This is a genomic window from Listeria sp. Marseille-Q6474 (assembly GCF_946902005.1).
GTDB lineage: Bacteria > Bacillota > Bacilli > Lactobacillales > Listeriaceae > Listeria > Listeria innocua.
The window spans coordinates 1,253,772-1,276,533 of record NZ_CAMPPS010000001.1; the positions used below are offsets into that span (position 1 = coordinate 1,253,772).

The 22,762-nt window shown below is 37.2% G+C and carries 24 protein-coding genes; 3 read left to right on the plus strand and 21 right to left on the minus strand.

Features of this window, described 5'->3' with window-relative positions; translation table 11 throughout:
• Positions 1-272 precede the first annotated feature (272 nt).
• Both OC533_RS06320 and ppsA read left to right on the plus strand, forming a co-directional pair.
• Positions 273-1,148, plus strand: a complete 876-nt coding sequence (locus tag OC533_RS06320; RefSeq protein ID WP_194323179.1) for a hypothetical protein — start codon at positions 273-275, stop codon at positions 1,146-1,148.
• A gap of 201 nt (positions 1,149-1,349) precedes the next feature.
• Positions 1,350-3,950, plus strand: coding sequence for a phosphoenolpyruvate synthase (gene ppsA / locus OC533_RS06325; RefSeq protein WP_194323178.1), 2,601 nt, complete (start codon positions 1,350-1,352; stop codon positions 3,948-3,950).
• 41 nt (positions 3,951-3,991) lie between these two features.
• On the opposite strand, the gene OC533_RS06330 is transcribed toward ppsA, so the two are convergent.
• The 18 genes from OC533_RS06330 to OC533_RS06415 form a co-directional block, all read right to left on the minus strand.
• Entirely contained in the window at positions 3,992-4,414 is a 423-nt protein-coding gene (locus OC533_RS06330) for a NusG domain II-containing protein (protein ID WP_003760402.1), read from the minus strand.
• Positions 4,415-4,426: 12 nt separating this feature from the next.
• Entirely contained in the window at positions 4,427-4,819 is a 393-nt protein-coding gene (locus OC533_RS06335; RefSeq protein WP_194323177.1) for a DUF1149 family protein, read from the minus strand.
• A gap of 68 nt (positions 4,820-4,887) precedes the next feature.
• Positions 4,888-5,268 carry a VOC family protein gene (locus OC533_RS06340; RefSeq protein ID WP_010990405.1) on the minus strand — a complete coding sequence of 127 codons (381 nt, stop codon included), beginning with the start codon at positions 5,266-5,268 and terminating at the stop codon, positions 4,888-4,890.
• Positions 5,269-5,283: 15 nt separating this feature from the next.
• A complete protein-coding gene (locus OC533_RS06345; protein WP_003770381.1) occupies positions 5,284-6,291 on the minus strand; it encodes an inorganic phosphate transporter in 1,008 nt (335 codons plus the stop codon).
• Between the two features lie 107 nt (positions 6,292-6,398).
• Positions 6,399-6,797 carry a hypothetical protein gene (locus OC533_RS06350; protein ID WP_003770379.1) on the minus strand — a complete coding sequence of 133 codons (399 nt, stop codon included), beginning with the start codon at positions 6,795-6,797 and terminating at the stop codon, positions 6,399-6,401.
• Positions 6,788-7,204, minus strand: coding sequence for a DUF4064 domain-containing protein (locus tag OC533_RS06355; RefSeq protein WP_033533551.1), 417 nt, complete (start codon positions 7,202-7,204; stop codon positions 6,788-6,790). The genes OC533_RS06350 and OC533_RS06355 overlap by 10 nt, the downstream gene beginning before the upstream one ends.
• A 132-nt stretch (positions 7,205-7,336) precedes the next feature.
• Entirely contained in the window at positions 7,337-9,271 is a 1,935-nt protein-coding gene (locus tag OC533_RS06360) for a BglG family transcription antiterminator (protein WP_194323540.1), read from the minus strand.
• Between the two features lie 32 nt (positions 9,272-9,303).
• Complete coding sequence (gene mngB, locus OC533_RS06365) at positions 9,304-11,931, minus strand: mannosylglycerate hydrolase (protein WP_194323176.1); 2,628 nt, start codon at positions 11,929-11,931, stop codon at positions 9,304-9,306.
• Between the two features lie 21 nt (positions 11,932-11,952).
• Positions 11,953-13,065 carry a PTS fructose transporter subunit IIC gene (locus tag OC533_RS06370; protein WP_003723113.1) on the minus strand — a complete coding sequence of 371 codons (1,113 nt, stop codon included), beginning with the start codon at positions 13,063-13,065 and terminating at the stop codon, positions 11,953-11,955.
• Between the two features lie 3 nt (positions 13,066-13,068).
• Positions 13,069-13,401, minus strand: a complete 333-nt coding sequence (locus tag OC533_RS06375) for a PTS fructose transporter subunit IIB (protein ID WP_003729043.1) — start codon at positions 13,399-13,401, stop codon at positions 13,069-13,071.
• Entirely contained in the window at positions 13,398-13,856 is a 459-nt protein-coding gene (locus OC533_RS06380) for a PTS sugar transporter subunit IIA (protein ID WP_003770368.1), read from the minus strand. The genes OC533_RS06375 and OC533_RS06380 overlap by 4 nt, the downstream gene beginning before the upstream one ends.
• Before the next feature lie 169 nt (positions 13,857-14,025).
• On the minus strand, positions 14,026-14,508 hold the full coding sequence (locus tag OC533_RS06385) for an SRPBCC family protein (RefSeq protein WP_194323175.1): 483 nt from the start codon (positions 14,506-14,508) through the stop codon (positions 14,026-14,028).
• A 71-nt stretch (positions 14,509-14,579) separates the two neighbouring features.
• Positions 14,580-14,723, minus strand: coding sequence for a BH0509 family protein (locus OC533_RS06390; protein WP_141009306.1), 144 nt, complete (start codon positions 14,721-14,723; stop codon positions 14,580-14,582).
• A 17-nt stretch (positions 14,724-14,740) separates the two neighbouring features.
• Positions 14,741-15,907, minus strand: a complete 1,167-nt coding sequence (locus tag OC533_RS06395; RefSeq protein WP_194323174.1) for an ABC transporter permease — start codon at positions 15,905-15,907, stop codon at positions 14,741-14,743.
• Positions 15,904-16,578, minus strand: coding sequence for an ABC transporter ATP-binding protein (locus tag OC533_RS06400; protein WP_194322533.1), 675 nt, complete (start codon positions 16,576-16,578; stop codon positions 15,904-15,906). Before OC533_RS06400 ends, OC533_RS06395 begins: the two co-directional genes overlap by 4 nt.
• 17 nt (positions 16,579-16,595) lie before the next feature.
• Positions 16,596-17,195 carry an efflux RND transporter periplasmic adaptor subunit gene (locus OC533_RS06405; protein ID WP_194323539.1) on the minus strand — a complete coding sequence of 200 codons (600 nt, stop codon included), beginning with the start codon at positions 17,193-17,195 and terminating at the stop codon, positions 16,596-16,598.
• A 44-nt stretch (positions 17,196-17,239) separates the two neighbouring features.
• Positions 17,240-17,890 carry a GntR family transcriptional regulator gene (locus tag OC533_RS06410; protein ID WP_003760365.1) on the minus strand — a complete coding sequence of 217 codons (651 nt, stop codon included), beginning with the start codon at positions 17,888-17,890 and terminating at the stop codon, positions 17,240-17,242.
• Between the two features lie 121 nt (positions 17,891-18,011).
• Positions 18,012-19,244, minus strand: coding sequence for an immunoglobulin-like domain-containing protein (locus tag OC533_RS06415; RefSeq protein WP_194323173.1), 1,233 nt, complete (start codon positions 19,242-19,244; stop codon positions 18,012-18,014).
• Positions 19,245-20,187: 943 nt separating this feature from the next.
• On the opposite strand from OC533_RS06415, the gene proC reads away from it, so the two are divergent.
• Entirely contained in the window at positions 20,188-20,988 is an 801-nt protein-coding gene (proC, locus tag OC533_RS06420) for a pyrroline-5-carboxylate reductase (protein WP_194323172.1), read from the plus strand.
• 3 nt (positions 20,989-20,991) lie between these two features.
• On the opposite strand, the gene OC533_RS06425 is transcribed toward proC, so the two are convergent.
• The 3 genes from OC533_RS06425 to OC533_RS06435 all read right to left on the minus strand — a co-directional run bounded on the left by OC533_RS06425 (position 20,992) and on the right by OC533_RS06435 (position 22,760).
• A complete protein-coding gene (locus OC533_RS06425) occupies positions 20,992-21,417 on the minus strand; it encodes a GNAT family N-acetyltransferase (RefSeq protein ID WP_194320077.1) in 426 nt (141 codons plus the stop codon).
• Positions 21,418-21,478: 61 nt separating this feature from the next.
• Entirely contained in the window at positions 21,479-22,162 is a 684-nt protein-coding gene (locus tag OC533_RS06430) for an NlpC/P60 family protein (RefSeq protein WP_185511329.1), read from the minus strand.
• Positions 22,163-22,307: 145 nt separating this feature from the next.
• The gene (locus OC533_RS06435) at positions 22,308-22,760 is read right to left on the minus strand and encodes a hypothetical protein (protein ID WP_003760360.1); all 453 of its coding nucleotides are present in this window, start codon (positions 22,758-22,760) and stop codon (positions 22,308-22,310) included.
• Between the last annotated feature and the right edge of the window lie 2 nt (positions 22,761-22,762).

A 22,762-nucleotide genomic window follows, 5' to 3' on the forward strand; every position in this document is an offset into this window, starting at 1 on the left:
CTTGCCTTTTATCTGATTCCAATTAGCTTATTACTAGCATTTATCGGTCCTGTTTTGGTTTTTTTTAATTTCAACAGCACCTTTTTTTCTAATATAATATGGATGAAATCTGTGACAATTTTTATGATTTCAATGCTTTTTATTGGAATTTTATGCAATGCCTTAGCAGAACGTACAAAAAAATAGTTTTTTTTACTTAAACACTCTTGTGCACAACCTCACATTATGCCTATAATAAATCGTTAGACAAAAAAGGGAGAGGGAGTTTTTTTATGACGGGATTTGGGACAATACTGTTTCTAGTAGGTATTGGTGTGTTGATTTATGGGCTTATAAGTTTTAGAAAGAAAAAATGGCCACGTAGAAAAACGCAAATTGTAATTATTAGTTCGATTTTAGCTATTTTTATTGGCTCTGCTATTGTGCCAAGCGAGAAAGAGGAAGCATCCACAGAGAAACCTAAGCAAGAAGAAAAAACAAAGAAAGTCACAGTTGAACCACTTTTAAAAGCAGAAAAGACCTTTAAAACAACGGATGACGGAGCTATTGTTGTCGAAGGAAAAACAAACCCTGGCGCTGAAGTAACGTTAGATTTTATTGATAATCCAGATGCAACTGCAACCGCAGACGAGGACGGAAAATTCAGCCTTCGTGTAAATGAACTTGACCGTGCCCAAGATGCTGTTCTTTCTATTACTATTGATGGAAAAACGAAAGAACAAACACTATCATTAGAAATGAGCCCCGGTTACACGAAAAAGCTTGCTGATAAAGCAGAAGCCGAGCGTGTTGCTGCTGAAAAAGCTGAGGCAGAGCGAGTAGAACGTGAACGAGTTGCCGCAGAAGAAAAACGAATTGCAGATGAAAAAGCAGCCGCTGAAAAAAGAGCTGCCGATGCAAAAGTCGCTGCCGAAAAAGCTGCCGCCGAAAAGAAAGCTGCTGAGGCAAAACGAGCTGAAGCAAAACGCTCTGCTCCGAAACCAGATACAAGTAATAAACAAGGTGAAATGGTTTATATCACTGCAACTGGTAAAAAATACCATTACGACCAAAACTGTCGCGGTTTAAACAATTCAAACGGCGAAACAGCTGTAACCATTGCAGAAGCTAAATCTAGAGGTTTATCATTATGTAAATTCGAACAATAAAAATAAAAGCAAAATTTCTTATTACGAGAAATTTTGCTTTTTTATATTTGTTTTTAATTGAAAAATAGCTAGATTCGTGGTAAATTTATAGAGATATAATCGCTCAAATGCACTTGTGTAAAGCAATCCCTACTTTAATTATATAACATAGTTACTTTACAGTCAAGAATTTATTTTTGCGAAAATTTGGGAGGGAACGAAATGACGTCATACGTATTGAAATTTCAGGAAACCAACAAATCAAATGAAGCCTTAGTTGGTGGCAAAGGAATGAATTTAAGCGAGTGCGCAAAGATTCAAGGCGTGCGCGTACCAGCCGGTTTTTCCGTTACGACCGAAGCATACAAAGAAACCGTAGCAGAAAACCATGAATTCAAGCAACTCCTGGAACAACTCACACTACAAGAAAGTGAAAACACAGCGGACATTCGTGAAATTAGCGCAAAGATTCGCACACTCATTCAAAATATCCCGATTGCTCCAGAAATCAGCGCTGAAATTGATGCTGCTATTATGAATATCGATGCAAACGCGGCATTTGCTGTTCGCTCTAGCGCTACCGCCGAAGACCTCCCTCATACTTCCTTTGCTGGGCAACATGATACTTATTTAAATATTATTGGTAGAGATGAAATACTGCGCCATATTAGTAAATGCTGGGCTTCTTTATTTACCGAGCGCGCTATTATTTACCGAAACGAAAACCATTTTGAACATAGCAAGGTGCATTTGGCTGTAGTTGTTCAAGAAATGATTTTTCCTGAAGCTTCTGGCATCCTATTCACCGCAGATCCAATCACGTCTAATCGAAAATCACTAGCTATTGATGCAAGTTTCGGCTTAGGTGAGGCTCTAGTTTCCGGTTTAGTGTCAGCAGATTCCTATACCATCCAAGAAAATACTATTACAAATAAAATCATTGCCACTAAAAAAATCGCCATATATGGGTTAAAAGAAGGCGGAACGGAAACGAGGCCACTGGAGCCATCCAAGCAAACAGCTCAAACATTAACCGATGAACAAATTTTAACTCTGGCTAAACTTGGAAGAACCATAGAAGCTCATTTTAATAAACCACAAGATATTGAATGGTGTTTGGCTGAGGGACAATTTTATATTGTTCAAAGTCGTCCGATTACTACACTTTATCCAGTTCCTGAGGTGGACGAGCCAGGAAATCGGGTCTATATATCTGTGGCTCATCAACAAATGATGACTGATGCAATGAAGCCACTTGGTCTTTCCTTTTATTTAATGACAACCCCTGCTTCGATGTATCCAGCTGGTGGAAGATTATTCGTGGATATTACCCAAAGCCTATCCTCCCCCACTTCAAGAGATATGATGGTAAATACACTTGGCGCGTCTGACCCATTAATTAAAGATGCTCTTTTAACAGTTATTAATAAAAAAGATTTCTTGCCACCATTACCAGTGGAAAACACACCCAATCATGCGACCGCACCAGGCAAACCACCTGTACGAAATGTTCCTGATCCCGATGTCGTTTTTGAATTAGTAAAAAATAGTGAAGCATCCATTAATCAACTTAATGAGACGATTAAAACGAAATCAGGTTCCGCCTTGTTTGATTTCATTGTAGAGGACCTTCTGGAGCTTAAAAGCGTTTTATTTAACCAGACAAGCATCGATGCAATTATGGCTGGTATGGACGCGTCTGCATGGTTAAACGAGCATATTAGCAAATGGCTTGGTGAAAAAAACGTAGCAGATACACTTTCTGAATCCGCACCCAATAATATTACTTCAAAGATGGGCTTAGAATTGTTAGATGTAGCCGACGCTATTCGACCGTATCCAGCTGTTAGAACCTATTTAGAACAAACTAAAAATCCGAATTTCTTAGCTGATTTAGCTTATTTAGAAGGTGGTAAAGAAGCAAAACATGCAATAGAAACCTATTTAGAAAAATACGGAATGCGCTGCGCCGGCGAAATCGACTTAACAAAAACGCGCTGGATCGAAAACCCGTTAGCGCTCGTTCCATTAATTTTGAGTAATATTAAAAATTTCGAACCAAATGCAAGTAAACACAAGTTCGAACAAGGCGAAAAAGAAGCGCGCGAAAAAGAACAAACCCTTTTAAAACAATTAGCAGAGCTTCCAGACGGGGCTGAAAAAGCGGCCGAAACAAAAACGAAAATCGATACTTTACGTAATTTCATCGGCTATCGCGAGTATCCAAAATACGGAATGATTAATCGTTACTTTATTTATAAGCGCGCGTTACTCCGAGCTGGCGAAGAGCTTGTGAGAAGTAGCGTTATCTCAGAAAAAGAAGATATTTATTTCCTTTATTTTGAGGAATTACGCGAAGTTGTTCGTACAAATAAAGCTGATTATCAACTGATTAATACTAGAAAAAGCGATTTTGCTTCTTATGAAAAATTGACGCCACCGCGGATTCTTACATCGGACGGCGAAATGATTAGCGGGCAATATCACCGCGAAAACCTTCCGGAAAATACGATTCTCGGTCTGCCTGTTTCATCGGGTGTGGTGGAAGGTCGGGCACGCGTTATTTTAAATATGGAAAAAGCTGATTTAGAAGATGGCGATATTTTAGTTACAGCTTTTACCGATCCAAGCTGGACTCCGGCGTTTGTTTCGATTAAAGGGCTTATCACCGAGGTTGGCGGGCTGATGACACATGGTGCAGTAATTGCTCGGGAATATGGTCTCCCTGCTGTTGTTGGTGTCGAAAATGCCACTAAAATTATACAGGATGGCGCACGTATTCGAATAAATGGAACAGAAGGATATATCGAACTCCTTGATTAAATAAAAAACATCAAGCCCCAAATACTGGGCTTGCTGTATTTCTAATTTGGCACAATTAAATCTGTATCAGGATCTTTGCTATCTTTCTGTGTTGATTTTATTTCCACGAATACTTTATGGGGTAAACAAACAATAGTGTCACCAGCTTTAGATTTCCAGCCCATTTTAACACCCACTTGGTCAGGGCTGTTATCTTCTTTGATGCGAATTCGCTCGCCGTCTACTTCCATCAAATTATATTGTGCGCCTTTTCCTTTAATCGTAAATTGCTCATTTCCTTTATGACCTGTTAGCGGAATTTCCCGAATTACTTTGCCATTTTGTGAAATGATTGCTACGACTTCATCGCCGGTATTTTTAGCCTCAGCAACGGAAAATAACAATAGTGGTAAAAACGAACCCAAAATCAGTGCAACGATAATTACAAAATCAAATGGGCGTACCATTTTCATATATTGGCGCATTTCTTCTCCTATCTAGCCGTTATGATTAGCATTAAAATCTAAACTAACCCCTGGCTCATCAAATGCAATTTCGGTCACATCGTAAGTAAGACGTTTAATATAATCAATTAGTGGATTTGATAAATCTTCCACATCTTTTGCTTCTAAGTCAGAAAATTGACCAAAAAAGTCTTTTAACTGGATAATACGGCTAATTCGACCGTCAATCCGGAAATTTTCAAGAACTAGTAAAAACGGAATCGTGATTTTAAAAATCTTACCTTTAGCCATTAATTCTACGTTTCCATCAACTGGTTCTACTTCATGGACTTCTAATTCAATTTTGTTTTCGAACGGTTGATTTTCTTCCATCGTTGTTTCAAAGTTGTATTTCTCTACGACAATTTTATTAGTTACAATATCCATAAATTCACCTCATCAATAATATGTATAACTGTATACTACATGATAAATAAGTTAGTGACAAATAGGTACTAACAAGTGATTTCTATTCGATTACCTTCTGGATCAAGAACTACACTTTCATAGTAGCCGTCTCCAGTTGTTCTCGCCTCACCAGCGACACTAAAACCAGCTTGTCTTATTTTTTCTGTTAGTTCATCCACGGCTTCTTTTGAGTCCGTTGCGATCGCAATATGTGCCCAGCCTAAACTTTCGCCGGTGTTTTTTCCAGCAACATCGATGCGGCTCATAATTTCCAGTCTTGCCCCACTTTTAAAAGAGAGAAAATAGGATTTGAAGCCTTTTGTTTTATTTTCGTATAACTCATTAGCTGTTGCACCAAAATAAGTCACATAAAATTGTTTCATTTTTTCCAAATCTTTTGTCCATAAAGCTACATGTTCTATTTTCATTTAAATTCCTCCTAATTATAAGAAAATGGCTGCTGATATCCAGTATACCACTGCCGCTAAGAGTCCAGCTAATGGTAACGTGATGAACCAGGTGACCACCATATTTTTACCTGTACGCCAGTTTACTTCTTTTTTATGATTAGCAGTTCCAACACCCATAATGGAGCTATCGATTACTTGCGTTGTACTCACTGGTAAATGGATTAAAGTAGCTGACATGATTACCGAAAGCGAACTTAAATCCGAAGCTACTCCTGTTACTGGTGTAATTTTCATAATCTTTGTTCCAACTGTTTTGATTATCCGGTAACCACCGACAGATGAACCAATCGCCATGGAAGCCGCACAGCTAACTTGAACCCAAAATGGAATTCCAGCTGATTCTTTTAAAAGTCCACTTGCAACTAAAGCTAGCGTGATAATCCCCATTGTTTTTTGGGCATCATTCGTTCCGTGAGAATATGCTTGAACGGCTGCAGTTCCAATTTGAATAAAACGAAAACGCCGATTCATTTTACCAAGTTTTTTATCATGAAAAAGGGTTTTAAACAGCGAATATATTAAATAGCCGACTGTAAAACCAATGATTGGCGAAATTATTAACGCGATAATAATCGTTGTAAATCCAGACCAATTAAGCACGCTAAAACTACTAGCAGAAGCAATAGAAGCACCTGCTATCGCACCAATAAGAGCGTGCGAGGAACTACTCGGCATCCCCACAAGCCAAGTCATCAAATTCCAAATCACCGCAGCAATTAAACCACATAAAACCACAAATTCTCCGTTATTTAATGAAAAAGGATCCACTATACTCTTTGTAAGCGACTCGGCTACTCCAGTAAAAGAAATCGCTCCTAAAAAGTTCATCACAGCAGCAATCCCAATCGCCACACGTGGTTTTAACGCTCTAGTGGAAATACTCGTAGCAACGGCATTGGCAATATCGTGAAACCCATTTATAAAATCAAACGCTAACCCCATTATAACGATAATAACCGTTATTAAAATAACCGTATCCATTCAACAATTCCCCTTGTCGAGATTCACTTTTTTATAGTCTATACCCCTTTTATGTAAATATAAAAAGAATCTGCTCCATATTTGGTAGCAGATTCTTACAGATGTTATTAAAATTCTTGCCAGTTGTCCATATCATATTGATATTCATTGTCATAATCGTAGTTATAATCGTTCATCATATTATGCATTCCACCATCATTTGCTACGAAAAATAGCAAGAAAATGCAGGCAATAATAACGATAAAGGTATTTACTACCGCTACACCAATTCCACTAATAAGTAGACCTAAGTTTTTTCTCATTACCTCGCCTTTTGTACGAACGATAAGATAAATAACTAGAATAATAATTACATTGATGAAAATCATTAATAGGCACCACAGAATCGCATTCATACCGCGTTGTTCTGCATCTTTATAAATCCAAATAGCTAATAGCACTTTTGCTGCGAGTCCTAGAAACATAGCAAAAATCAAAAATATTGGAAAGAAGACTGCTATTCCCATTTTATCCCCTCATTTTCTCTAAAATTTGTTTTGTATTCCTTTTTTGTAAGAGTTAAAATTCCTGCGATTAAAAATAGAATACCTTGTATTGAAAAAACTTGCAATCCTCCTAAAACGATAAAACAAACAGCAATTGTTTTTACTTTAGAGCTGTTATTTTTAATTTTAAAAGCTCCAATAAATCCAAAAACAGCTGATGCTACTGTAAAAATCACAGCAATAATAGAAAAGAAAGTAAATATCCAAGACATAATCATTTCTTCAGAACCACCATAAGTCGTTGGTGAACCCGATAAAACAATTGCGCTAAATCCAAAAACCAGTGCATATAATGCTGCTGCAAAAAAAGTGATGATACTAAAAGAAGCGCCTATTATAAGCAAAATAAATTCTGTTTGTCTATTCATTAAATCCTCCATCTGTATAATTATTCTCCTTACTAGTGTACCATGAAATCGCCTTTGACCAAATGGTAAAATCAAAAAGTTCACTAAAACTTCATCAAAAAAGCTACTTCCTTGATAAAAAGGAGGTAGCTTTTACTTTTTCTTTAAAATATCGTTCGCTAAACTAGTAAAATCCGTAAAACTTTTTAAAGCCGCAAGTTTTTCGCCGTACTCTTCGCGAACTAATTCCACAAGTAATTCATAAATATTGATTGCTTCTTCATAATCATTTTTACTAATACATAATAAAAAGACAGCGTGAACAGATTGTTTTTGATCCCATTTAATCGGATTATCTAAAATTCTGATGACGATTTTCGTCTCTTTAGCCATTAAGCCTAGAGGATGCGGGATGGCGATTCCAGTTCCGAGCACCGTTGAACCGAGCCGTTCCCTTTCTATTACAGAATTCAAAAACTCGTCGCCAACAATATTTTTACTTTTTAGTGACTCAACCATCTCTTCCAAAATCGCCGTCTTAGTAGTAAGCGTACTTCTTGCAAAAAACGCAGCGTCAAAGAAGGAAGATAAAAAGCCGCGATTAGGGTCTGTTTGCTCCTCGATAATCGCTCCAAGCATTTTTAATTCTTCGTTCGTTGGGATATTGCTGATTTTAATAACTGGTTTGTTTTTTTCTGGAATTCTGACGGTGGAAAGAATAATATCTTCTTCAATATGAATAAAACGATTATATTCTTGAATGGAAACAACTTTAGTAATATCTAAATTACTTACGGCTGATTTTACTTTCGCTTCGACAATTCGTGCAGTTCCAAATCCCGAACCACACACAATGAGCGCTGATTTATGGCGATAATAGGATATTTGATAGTTTCGTTCCAATGAAGCACCGATATGAAGCGCCAAATAAGCTAATTCATTTTGATTAATATCGTATGGATAATCTTTTTTTAGTGATTCCACTGCATCTAGCGTAATTTCGTAAGCCAGTGGGTAGTATCGTTTAATATGCTCGGTCATTGGATTTTTTACAGTCATATGATATTTCACGCGGTAAAGCATGGAATGAATGTGTGCGATCAAATCTTTTTTTAGCTGTAAATCATCTTGCAAACGATAAAAATATTGCGATTCAATCCGGTTTAACATCCCTTCAATATAGGCATAATCATCGAATTCGCTAATTTCTTTATCTTCCACATTCAAAATCCGTTTACTAGCAATTTGGAGAAGTAAATAGTTTTTGTCCCCTTCTGAGATTTCAATTTCAAAAAGAGAAGCTAGAATGCCAGCTAAATGATTTGCGATAGCGATTTCTTCTTCGCTAACATCCGTTAACTCAAATTGTTCTAAAGAATGCCCTAGTTCAATTCGCTCTACTAAAATCATCATATGTAAGAGCAAATTTTGAAGTGCTTCATCTGTAAAACGAATGTTGGTCGCAAAAAAATAATCCGTCACGGCTGACATTAACTTTTGCAACTTTTCTTTTTGTTTATGCCACTCAAAAAATGTTTCTAAGTAGGACTCTGGCGCTTTTTTCGAGGCAATAAGGGCCGTTAGCGTATAGCGCATTTTTTCTTCTTCCCCAACAATTTTCACGCCACTTCCTGGTTTTGAGACGAGCGTTAAATCATAAGATGCGATAACTGTTCGGACCTGTTTCATGTCATTAGAGATCGTTGCACGACTAGCAAAAAGGGTATCTGCCAAATCTTCTAATTTAATATAATCAGCGCTAGAAAGTAGTAAGAAAATCTCATATTTCACGCGTTCTTCCGGGTTATCCAAGTCAAAATAATCCGCATTTTTCGGTTTATTTTTGTCGGCCTGAAACGCTTCAAAGGCAGTGGGATCAAGGATTTCTATTTTATATCCCGCACCTCTAGTTAAGGTAATGGTTGCTCCGTTTGTTTCGAGGAATTCGGTTAATTTGGCTATGTCCGTTCGGATTGTTCGTTCTGAAATATGTAAATCTTGGCTGAGTTTCTGAGCTGACAGGTGGCTACCCGCATCAAGGAGCATGCCAAATAGTGTTTCTAAACGTTTATAAGCGAAATATCCCATCATAAGCAGCTCCTTTTTGAGGTAGTTAAACTTTACTTTTTAAATAAATATGTTTGCACTTTAGCGTGTGTTAAGGTTGTTTTTGTTTCAGCTTCATTGCTTTCATCCAAGTGAAGTTCTTTGCCTTGGAAAATTTCTGGGATGGCAATTTCTTTTTGTAAATAAGGGTTGAAAAAGCGGGTAATGAAGGCATCACTATCCTCGGCTTTTTTCACCGCGCTAATAATCGCCCCGTCTATCACTGGGAGTCCCAAGCTATACGTGCTGTCTAATGTTTTTTCTTCGTCGCGGTATACGTAAATCAACCGACCATTAAGAAAATCAGACATTTGGTAAACTGGTGGATTTGATAAGTATTCTTTTGCTTTTTTCGCAATGTTTGCTTCGTCAAAAGAGCTTTCAAATAAGGTTAGCGCAAATGTGGCGTTAATTTCGCCAAGTAATTGAGCATCAGGTGTTTCAACGATGGATTCACCGGAAGCGCGGCCAGGACGGTACAGTAAATCCGTTTTACCCATATGACTAAATGTGCGGAATAATGTTAGCGAAATCGTATCATAATTTTCACCAATGATTTCATATTCGCGCACGCCTTCTGTCATTACGGCAACCCCGTGCGATTCATCATGTAAACTTACGAAGCTTTGCATTGCTTCAATCGAAATGGGTGCTTCTTGCCATTCTTCCGCTTCCCATACGTCCATTTCTGGCAGTCGTACAGGACGGTTGATTGGGGCGAATAATTGGTCAGCTGTGGAAAATTTGCTAGCTATTTCAGTTGCGAAAGTGACGCATAAACGATGGCTCAGTACTTGGTTGATAACTTGCACATCAAAGCGAATAAGCTCTTCGTTTTTCCGTAAAGAAATTAACGTTTTGATTGTCATTTCTTTTGTTTTTTCACCATTTGCACGTTCTTCTAAATTATACGGTACATTTAACTTGAAGGAAATAGTTAAAGCTTGGTTAATACCCGATACACTCGCCTCTACGCTATCTATTATCGCTTCTTTAGATGAAATTAATAGATCTTTACGCGGCGGCGAATAATTGTAGGAATCTCCGTCATCACCATTTTCCACAAAAATCATTTGGTCTGTGTAAGTTCTGCCGGATTTCTTATCATGGATTGTTAATGAATTATTATCTGCTAACTGAATTTTGTAAAACTCATTTTCGATTTTTGTTTCAGCAGATTGTTTTGGTTGTTGTTCAGCTACTTCTTTTTCTAAATTAAAGTAGATTGTGTTATATCCAAGCGCTGGAATGCTGTTCACATCTACTAGCATCGTTGCTAAAAAGACTTTTTCTGGTAAATAAACTGGTTTGCTTGGGTTCAGATAAATATGTTGATTTAAGACATATTCCGTTAAGTCCTTTTTCTCTAGAATTGTGTATTCAAGCTCGTTTCCTCGCGTATCTTCTATGGTGAAATTGTCTTCTGGGATATACGCGGTCATTTTAATCACGCCACTTTTTTCGTATGGCAGTGGGTTGAAAACGGTAAATTGGAATGGTTGTTTTTGTGCGATTTTTTCGCTAATTAAACGCATGTTTAAATCGAGTAAATTGGTTGCTAAATCAGAAGCTAATTTATAGCGATGTTTAACGTCACGGTTAGTCGTGTCACTGTTACAGCCACCAATGCTATCGTGCGCAGCATTTTCAAACATCAATTTCCAAATTTCCGCGAGCTCATTATGTGGATAGCGATTTCCAAGTGAGTAGCTTATCGACAGAACCGGTTCTAGCACATTGCTTAAAAAGTTTTCGATTTCATTATTTGCTTGTTTTAAATCTGCCCGAGTGGAGAAAATCGATTTGTGCAGACGGCTATGTTTACCTTCTGTTAATTCCCCAGCAATCACTGGCAAATCAGTTACATCTTTTTCTAAATCAGCAAAAAATGTTTCTGGAGAAGCGATTTGGTATTCACGCGAATGATCTAATTCATTAAATTTCGCAACTAATTCTGGTAAGTTTTTTCTGACTGGCGCTTGGTCTAAGCCGTTCGGGAAGTATACGTTTGGCGTGGATGCTTTTTCTTCTAGAGCGCCAATTTGCTCATCCAAATACGTTTTTAGTTCTGTTTCATCTTCCGGAATGTTCGCTCCGTAGTAGTAGCCGAATGGGATTTGTTCTGCTAGCATTTCTGTTCCATCATCACCACGCCAGATAAATTCGGTTTGCTTCAAGCGATTATCAGCAACTCCGCGCCAAAATAGAAACTTTGAAATCCCAAATTCTTTATAAATTTGCGGCATATTCCCGCCTTGTCCGAATGCATCGGGGACATAGCCGACAGCCATACTATGTCCCATTTCGCGAGCGATTCTCGTTCCATACAGCAAGTTTCTAACGATTGATTCTTGTGAAATGACTAATTGGTCCGTTTGTGTATACCAAGGCCCTGTAATAAGCCGTTTTTCAGCAATAAGTTTTTCTAATCTAGTTTTATCTTCGGGGCAGTAGCGTAAATAATCTTCTATTAAAGAACTTTGGGCATCCATTAAGTAAAAATGGTAATCGGCTTTCGCTTCTAAAGTTTCAATCACTTCTTTTAAATGCTTCACTAAATAGATTGTCGAACGGCTTGAAGTGAAATACCATTCTCTATCCCAATGTGAATGCGGAATTACATGTACTTTCGTTTTAGCCATTTTAATTAAATCCTCCAACTATTATTTAATCTCTATTTCATCAAAACTAATATCAATATCATCTACAGCGTCGTCTGCAGCAGCTGTTTCTTCTTCGGTGAAATTCACGAATAAGTTAGCGCAGATTCCGATGATAAATGCACCAACCAAGCCACCAACTAAGTAAGCCCAGCCGTTACCAATGGTGAAGAAACCATACATTCCACCAATCGGCGGCATTTTCACATAAGCGCCAAGCCCCATTGTTACTGCACTACCAATCGCACAGGCAATCACATTTAGTGGAATTAATTTACCAGGGCTACGTAGTGTAAATGGAATCGCACCTTCTGTAACGCCAATCAGTCCCATAATTAGTGCACCATTTCCAGCTTCTTTGAATGTAGTAGAATAATTCTTTTTGCGTAAAAGTGTAGCGATTCCGTAGCCAAGTGGCGGAATACAAATTGCGACATTAATCATGATCGAAGGTAGGTAAATGCCACTCATAAATAGCGCATTCCCAGCCATCCAAGCAGCTTTGTTTACCGGTCCACCAAGATCAAATCCAATCATAGCTCCTAAAATAAGTGCGAGAATAATGACGTTTGTATCGTTTTTACACATTTCAGTTACCCAATCAAGTAACGTTTGGTTTAACCAACCAAGTGGTCCGCCGAGAATCAGTGACATCAGTATCCCCGTGGCACCAACTGTAATAAGTGGCAAAATAATTAGTGGTAAAGAACTAGCAGCTGGTCCAGTGATACGAACATGTTTTTTTACCCAGTTTGTTAACCAACCAGCGAAGAAACCAGCGACCACGGCACCTAAGAAACCAGCATTTGTACTAGTAGCAAGCACCCCGCCAACAAAACCAGCAGCAAGAGCCGGTTTTCCAGCGATCGAATAAGCAATATATCCCGCTAGTACTAAGTTAAGTAAGCCAATTGCCGCCCAACCTACATTTTGGAATAAGTAAACGTAATGATAAAATCCGCTTGCATCTGCGTAGGCATCTAGGTTTGTAACGCCACCAATAATTCCAATCAATTTTGCAACAGCTACAACAAGTGACCCTGCGATAATGACTGGTAGCGCATAGGATATACCCGACATTAAGTGGTCTTTTGCTTCGTTTAATTTCCCTTTCATGACTTAGTTAGCCTCCTTTTGTTTACGTGCTTCAATTGCTGCAACTACTTTACTTAACACCGCTTCCCCGTTCGCAACACATTGACCAATTTTCACACGAACGACTGGTTTTCCTTTGAAACGGTCTTCCCCGTCGATTACTTTATCCGCCGCGATGATAACTACATCTGCTGCGCTCACTTCGGCTGGCGTAATTTCATCGATAGTGCCCATTGCTCCTTGTTGCTCAATTTTGACATCGTGTCCTAATTTCACTCCGGCTTTTTCTAGTGCTTTGGCTGCCATTGGTGTATGCGCAAGCCCTGCAATACATGACGTAACTCCTACAACTTTCATATCAATTCTCCTTCCAAATTATCTTTCAAGTAATCCATTAGCTCATGTTCCGTTTGAATCGTTAAAATTTGTTCTTGAAACGCTTCTTCTAGTAAATTCACAGCCACACTTGATAAAATTTTCAAATGTTGCTGGCTTGCCTCGCTTGCTGGAACTAATATCGCAAAAATAGCTTGTGCTTTAAAGCCTTCTTTGGAATCCCAATCAATCGGTTCAACTAGGCGAATAAAAAGCAGTTTCGCTTCCGATATTGCCTCTGTTTTCGCATGTGGAATGGCGATTAATTGTTGTACTGCTGTCGCGTATTCTTTTTCGCGCGCCCATAAGTCACGTTCCACCTGAGCTGAATTTGTTGTGATACCGATTTCTTCTGCCTTGTCTGCAATAAAAGCTAGCACTTCTTCTTTTGTGCTTAGATGCTGATTTAAAAATAATTGTTCTTCCGATACTATCATTTCGTCACCCCGTATTTTTTCAATGCCTTGCTTACAATTACATTCTAATGAAACCGATTACTTTTTTGAACATAAGGAATTTCCAGTTAAAGTGGAAAAAGATTAATTGAAACAGAAAAAAGCCATAAACAAAGCGTTTCCAGCTTCATTTATGGTTTTTATAAAGGATTTATTTTTCGTTATTCAATGCTTTTTGGTATTTGGCAAATAGGGTTTCAAATGTGGCTTTGTTAAAATCGTACGTCTTTTTCTCCGCGCTTGCTTGTAGTTTTTTCAGGCAAATATGCCAACCAGACACATCTCTTGGGCTGTGCTCTGTAATTGCGGTCAGTTGTTCTGTAAAAACTAACTTTGTTTTGTTTCCCGCGATTTCGTTTAGTTCAAACGCTACTTCATCTTGATCCCACTGAAAGGCGATTTTTCGGTTAGGTTCAAATGCACGAATTGACATGGTTATTTTTTCTTCAGGAGTCATGATGAAAAGAAGATGTCCATTTGCGCCAAGCTCGCCTATCTCAAGCTCATTAAACCACTTTGCTAGCCCTTCGTTGGTTGTTAATAAGGAAAATACATCTGCTACTTGCGCATTTATTTCTAACCCAAATTCAACGAGCGTCGTACCATCATCACGTTTCCTAATCGATTCGTACATCTAAACCCCTCCTACTAATTTGCCTTTATTTTCGCATAGTTTTATTATTCTCGCAAAAAGTAGGATTTTCTTTATTGTTCTACTACAACTCTTTCATAAAATTCTTCCAAGTCAGCGTAACTAAGTTCTCTAAGTCGTTGTCGTTCTACATTGGTTACTAGACTAACGATTTCTACTAAAACCCATGTATCATCGACTTGTTGTTCTCTCTCCATAAAAACGCCCCCTATAGTTAATCTGCTCGTAACGCATCTATCGGCATTTTTTTCGAAGCTTTCTGCGCTGGCACTACACCAAACACAATTCCAATAAACATCGAAAATCCAACTGCTAAAAGAATCGTCGTAGCAGAAACATGCATGTCAAAACTAGATGCGGCTGTAACTATTTGCGCGGAAAAAATTCCGAGTAAAATACCGATACCTCCGCCTAACAAACTAAGCACAATCGCTTCAATCAAAAATTGCCTCAAAATAACCCCACTACCTGCACCGATTGCTTTTCTAATACCAATTTCTCGCGTTCGTTCTGAAACCGAGACGAGCATAATATTCATGATTCCAATCCCGCCAACGAGTAAAGAAATTCCAGCAATCGCGCCTAAACCAATGGTAAGCGTGCTAGTAATACTGTCAAATGTATCAAGTGCCTGTTGCTGATTGACAACCGTATACGCCTCTTTATTATTTGGAAAAAGTTGGCTTAGTTGCTGTTTTGTCCGCTTCACAACGTCCGGTACTTGTTCTGTATTTTTAGTTTGAATATAGTATAAATCTACAGAATCCGTTTTAAAAAGTCGTTCTGCGGAAGTGACCGGAATAAAAAGTTTCTTGTCCGCTGATCCGAATAAGCTCTCGCCTTTTTCTTTTAAAACGCCAATAACTAAATATCTAGCGCCGGCAATTTGGATATGTTTTCCTACTGGATTTTGATTTTTAAAATACGTTTTAGCAATTTCTGAACCGATGACAGTCACTTTTTGGGCAAATCGAACATCTACATTAGAACAAAATCGACCTGATGTAAGTTCTAAGTTTTTTATAGTCGCATAATCTTCATTTACTCCAGTTACTTGGCTACTCGCTGTCTTTACATTCGTTCTTACTTCTTTGGTCTTCATTACTTCCGGCGAACCAATTTCATCCTCATTCAAAAGGCCATTCGCTTCTTTATAGGTGAATTTCTCGTTTGGATTATCCGAATAAAAGCTAACAGATACCAGATTACTCCCCATATCTCCTAATTGGCTAGAAACATTTTTTGAAATCGCCTCGCCAATTGAAACAAGTAATATAACAGAAAAAACACCAATAATAATTCCAAGCATTGTTAAAAATGTTCGAAATTTGGCGGATAGTAGTTGTTTTAGAGCTAATTTAATACTTTGAAAAATATTCATAATTTGTTCCATTCACAGAGTTTGCCGTCTTTAATTTCTATTATTCGCTCTGCTTGTTGGGCGATTTCTTGATCGTGTGTAATCATAATTAATGTATTTCCTTCTCGGTGAATTTCTTTAAGCAACGACATTACTTCTTCTCCTGTTTTAGAATCAAGCGCGCCTGTTGGTTCATCTGCTAATATTATTTCCGGACTTCCTGCTATGGCTCGTGCTATCGCGATACGTTGCTGCTGACCTCCTGAAAGCTGGGCAGGTAGATGTTTCTTTTTATCTAATAATCCAACTCGTTCTAAACTTTTTAATACGACTCTTTTTCGAACAGCTTTACTTACACCTCGATATACAAGTGGCAATTCTACATTTTCAAAAGCAGTGAGTCGGGGCATTAAGTTAAATTGCTGGAAAATAAAACCGATTTTCCGATTTCTAATTTTAGAAATTTTTCGGTCTGATACGCGCATTAAATTCTTTTTATTGAGATAGTACTCACCAACCGTCGCCTTATCAAGAATTCCAAGGATATTCATTAAGGTAGATTTTCCAGAACCAGATGGGCCGATAATGGCTAAAAATTCACCTTCACTGATTTGAAGCGATATGTCGTCTAATGCTTTTATTGTGTTTTCTCCCATTTGGTAGGATTTTGAGATGTTAAATAGTTGAATCATGTCGCACTCTCCTCCATTTAAGGAATAATCACAGGTTGTCCTTCTGTAAGTCCTTTTACTACTTGGATAGATTTTGTATTATGTTTTCCTGTTTCAATCCAGATTTTCTTTTTTTGGTTATTTTCATCAACAATATAAACATAATTTTTGTCTTGTTTATCTGTGTGGACTGCTTCTATCGGGATTGTCAGAATCATTTTTTCTAATGCCACGAGCACGTCAGCACTTACTGACATATTTTCTTTCAAATCATCATCATTTTCCAAATCAATCGTAACTTTATATGATGTTACTGAGCCGTTTATGATGCCTTTTTCATCTATATCAGAAACTTTGCCTTTGTAAATCTTATTATTTACGGCTTCAACGTGGACATTCGCTGCTTGTTTTTCTTTTATTTGATTGATTTCTAGCTCGTCCACCATAATTTGTACTGCAAAATCTTTATAATCTGGCCATTCATTTACTGTTTTTACGATATGACCTTCTGCGGAAACATAGACGCTTAAGTCTGTTTTATTCGCTTCGACTGTTTTGTAATTAATTACTTGTGGTGTTTTTTTCTCATTTTCTTTTATAAAATAATAGCCTACTGATATAGCAACGATAATCAGCATGATAATCATCCAGCTTATTTTTTTCAATAGTTATAAACCTCTCTTTAAAAAGCAATTAAAATCATTGCGTTCATTATGTGTTGAAAACATTTTTTTAATTGTTCGTAATTCCATGATTTTAAAATTTCAATCATGTGCGCTAATTCTTCCGCAATTCGATCACTTGCAGAAACAATAATAAGTCTTACTTCTTTGGTTGCGTTGTCATTTATTTCATTCCATAAATCTTGAATTACTCTATTAAAGTAATCATTGTTCAACTTACCGATAAACGTGCTAATAAAATCTTCAAAAGCACCCCGCATTAACTCATATTCTCTATTTTTTTCATATTGAATTACTTTTTCTGCTATTTCTATGATGTCATCTACAACAATATAATCTTCCCGTAAAGCTAATTTTTCCGTGCTTTCATACACTAAAAGTTCGACCAATTTCATTCTCGAAAAAAACTCAGTAATTGTTACCTCTGTATTTTGGACGAAGGCACCACGATTATACTGATGAACTAAAAAACCAGAATGGCAAAGATTAATAATCGCCCTTCTAATTGGTGTTCTGCTCATGTTTAATTCTTGAGACAATTTCGCTTCTACTACTCTGTACCCGGTAGGATACTCCCCTGTTGTAATTTTGTTCTTAATGTACTCAAAAGCAACATTCTCCAATCGATCACTTTTAGCAATTTTTGGCATAAATGACTCCCCTCTCTGTGTAAAGCTCTTTAAAAATAGCCCTTGATTGCCATTTTATCATCTAGTTAATGAAAAGAGTATCTGATTTCAGACCTAGCATACTCTTTTCATCAATGATAAATTATCTATTTGCTTTTTTGCGATAAGAGCTGATGCCAATGGTAGTTAAGCCTAGTCCTGCTAAGACTACCCATATCATCGAGCTATCACCAGTTTTTGGAATTTTGTTCACATTTACTTTAGTCGTTGATGGATCAACTGAAGCTCTTTCAAATTCTACAGGAGTTTTTGTTACTTCTGGATTGGATGGATCAGCTGGATTTGTCGGATCGCTTGGATTAACAATTAATTTTCCATCTTGAGTAACAGTCACTTTGATTGTAAGAGAGGCTGATAGATTACCGGAATCTGTAACTGTATAAGTTACTTGGTAAACGCCTTTTTCCGCATTGTTTACAGTGTCTTTTGTTACTTTAATTTTCGCTGTTAGATCGCCGTCTTCTTTATCCGTTGCAGTAACTTCTTTTAACGAATTAAATAGGTCACCAACTTTGATTGTTTGATCTTTTGCATCAATAACTGGAGCTGTGTTTGTTTTTGTTTCTACTGGAGTAACGGTTACTTTAACGCTTTTTGTAGTTGTAAGTTTGCTTGAGTTTGTCACACTATAGTCAACATCATACTCGCCGCTTTTCGTCGTATCCACTGTGTTTTTAGTTACTTTGACGCTTTTTGTAAGATCGCCATCTTTTTTATCCGTTGCAGTTACTTCCTTTAATGCATCAAAAGTTTCGTTTTGTTCGATTGTTTTATCTTCTGCATTAATAACTGGAGCTTCTGGTTGTTCTACGGGAGTTTCATTTGTTACTGATACGTTTTTCCAAATTATTGTTGCATCTGGAGTCGTTGGAATGACAGATCCTGCTCCTAAATAAGTACCAATATCTGCTTTTGTATCTTCTTTTACTGTAAATTCAAATGTATGTGTAAATACTTTATTTCCGTCATTTGCTACATCGACTACGTTATTTTGTGTAGTAGTCACATTGTTACTATCAAGTTCTACGCCAGATGAATTTGGTATAAATAGTCCTGCTTTTGCTGATTGACCTGTAACAGTATCAGTCGCTTGCATGTCAACATTTGCTTCATAAGCTACTGTATATTTATAACTTTTACCTTTTTCAAGTTGCACATCTTCATATCCAACAAAGTAAAAACCATTTCGTACGTCTTTATATGTCAAATTGCTCTCGGAAGTACTAGCCGCATCTGCAACCATACTTGGAATAAAGTTAATGACAACCATTGATAGAAGCGCAACTGTTGTAATTAACGCGATTATTTTTTTCATGGATAAAAATCCTCCTCATTTACATCTTTAATTACAAATAGGGTTAAGTCAGCCTTAACCCTATATTTCAACTTATTCTAATGGGTAATCAACCAAAGATTCCTTTGATTAAGTTGTTTAGTAATCCTGTTATTTCTGGGAAATTAAATGCCCCTGAAAGGTTAGTTAATAATTGTAAAAAGAAATTCATTTTTTAGTGGCCTCCTCTGCTGTTTTATTTTTTTGAAAATCAACCAAAGATTGCTTTCATTAGGTTGTTTAATAATCCTGTTATTTCTGGGAAATTAAGTGCTCCTGAGAAATTACCTAATAATTGTAGAAAGAAATTCAACTGTAGTTACCTCCTCCGCTGTTTTATTTTTTTGAAATCAACCAAAAATAACTTTAATTAAGTTGTTTAGGATTTCTGTTACGTCTGGGAAATTTAAAGCTCCAGAAAAGTTGCCTAATAGTTGTAAAAAGAAATTCAATGTTTTCACCTCGCAGTACTATGTAGTTGGAACTGTTATCCAATGTTAATTATAGCTGATAAAAACGCCATTTATAGCGCTTTCAAACCTTAAAAACATTGTGCTCCATATCGTATCCCAAGTTAATTTTTACTGTTGCTCAGAATCACTTATTAGGGGACAATTATCACAATAATGTTTATTTTTAGTTGTCAAGTGAGTCGCTTTTGACACATTTTCGCTATATTTTATTATTCATACTAGCCAAAGTTTAGTTGAGTTATAAATTTCATGAATGGCTTTACAATTTTAGTTCAAAATCAGACTTTTTTTCACAAAAAATACAATCCCAAACACAAAAAAACCTTAGAATAAGTTCTAAGATTGTTTTAAATCTAATTTATTTGTTGCTTTTTTCCACTTCTGAAAGGCTGGACAAAGCCGCATAACGTGAGATAATAGAAAAAAAGATTTTGTTAGGAGCGAAAATTAGTATGAAAAAAATCGGTTTTATAGGCGCGGGAAATATGGGTTCAGCAATGATTCGTGGTTTAGCAAAAGCTAACTTGGGGAAAGAAGAAGACATTCTTGTGTGTGGTAGAGATATGGAAAAATTAAAACCACTTAAAACTGAATTTAACGGAATTCAATTAACAACGGATACCGCTCAACTTGCAGAACAAGCAGATATTATCATTTTATCAGTTAAGCCTTATACTATTCCTGAAATTTTAACAGTAGTAAAAGATAAGATAACACCTGAAAAAATCGTTATTTCTGTAGCAGCAGGAGTCACAATTAAAGACTTAGAAGAATTGACGTCAAAAGAGACTAAGATTGTTCGCGTAATGCCAAATACTCCAGCGCTTGTCGGCGAAGCGATGTCCTCCATTTCGCCTAATAGTAATGTAACCGCAGAAGAAACCGCGCAAATCTCTACTATTTTTTCTAGTTTTGGAAAAGCCGAAGTTGTTGCTGAGAACTTGATGGATGCCGTAGTGGGCGTCAGTGGTTCGTCCCCAGCATATGTGTATATGTTTATCGAGGCGCTTGCTGATGGAGCTGTTTTGAAGGGTATGCCGCGAGATAAAGCTTATAAATTCGCAGCTCAAGCCGTTCTTGGTGCCGCAAAAATGGTATTAGAAACTGGCGAACACCCTGGAAAACTAAAAGATATGGTCACTTCTCCTGGTGGAACAACTATCGAAGCAGTTAAGTCACTGGAAGATACAGGTTTCCGTTCCGCTGTCATTAGTGCCGTTCAAGCCGCTGCTAACAAAAACAGTTCTATGTAGACTTTATAGATATTTGACGAAAAAGTATTTTTCCTCACCTTTTAATGGAAAATCTTTGATACGGCCAAGCTCTGTGAAACCACATTTTTTATAAAATTCCGGAGCTTGGTAACTGAATGTCGTTAGAGAGATATGGTGGCAATGATGTTCTCTACCATATCTTTCTATTTGTTCTATTAATGCTGTCCCTACCCCTGTTCCTTGCATTTTTTGATCCACTGAAAGCAGTGACACATGGAGTTCACCGTAACTCGTTTTAGCTGTTACGCCACCGACTACTTCTCCTTCGTGATTTATCGCCGCAAATCCAATAAAAACAGGTTCACTTTTAGGTATCGAATAGCCCATTCTTTCTTTATGATTCATCAGACCTTCGATTACTTTCGGTTCCAACTCTTCTAAAGGCATTTCTTTTATACTAAACTCCACTTATGATTCCTCCTTATTAATTACACAAAAAAGCATCACCTGAAAGTGACGCTTTGTAAAATTATTTTAAGTTTGCTACACGACCGTAACCAGCAATATATTTTTTCCAGTAGCCAGATTTGATAGTGTCGTATTTCACGCCGTTATTTTGTGCGTTAAGCATTTTTCCATTTCCTACATAAATCCCAACATGGGCAATCCCTTTGCCGTAATTAAAGAAAATTAAATCGCCGTTTTTTAGTTCGCTTGCTTTAATTTTTTTGGCGGAAGCATATTGCTGTTTAGCTGTACGAGGAATAGATTTTTTTATTCCTTTTGAATATACATATTGCGTATATCCAGAGCAATCAAAGCAGCTTGGACCAGTTGCGCCGATTTTATAACGCTTGCCAAGGTGTTTTCTTGCTTCATTATTTAATGCGGTAAAACTTTGTGTTGTTGCAACAGGTGCTTTGTATGTAGTGACACATTTACCTGAAACATATCCTACTTTACCGTTATATGTTGTTTTGTACCAGTTATTTTTTGTTTTGGCTGTAAAAGTAACCGTAGTACCCTTTTTGTAAAAACCGATGACTTTGCCGCTTGTATTGTCTGCTGTGCGAACATTTACATCAGCTGTTGTCGTCATCTTGTAAGTAGTTGCTGCTGATGCGCTATTTGTTGGTAAAAATAGTACTGAAAAAGAAATCATTAAAGCTATTAACGCAAAAAAAATCTTTCTTCTCGCTGCTATTATTTTCAATCCACGCACCCCTTTTTTATATACCCACAGCATATCAGGTGAATGTTACAGTTGTAATACAGCTATTTTAAAACTTAACTTTATTATGTAACAGTTTGGACACAGCAAAAAAACAAGCCCAAGAAACGAGTTCTTGAGCTTATTTCTATAGATGGTTTTTTCGTAAAGAGACTGGTTTATCAAGGATTTCTTTGGTAATTATTGCTTCCTGTAATCTCCCCCGTAATTTCCGAGCTTTTTTAGGGCGATGCGTGGAAGTTTTCATTATCTTTTTCCCTTTGGCCACGTCGGATTCCCGGCGAATTTCTCTTAACATTTTCTCTTGTGCGGCTTTTTGTTCCGCGATAACTTTATCTTGTTCTTTATTTTGTGTAAAAGTTCCTTGTGATACTTTTCGTTTCTCTGGTTTTTTAGTGGTTTGGTTATGATGTTGCGGTTTGTAGTTCGCACGCGACATTTGGCTTAGCTTGGATGGTTCTTTTTTTTCGCTGTCAGCTGCCTTGCCCGATTTACTAAGGAGATTTACAATAACGCCAATCACCCCAAGGATAACTAAAACACCTTCCCAGCCACTATTTAGAAAATCATTTAAATCCAATG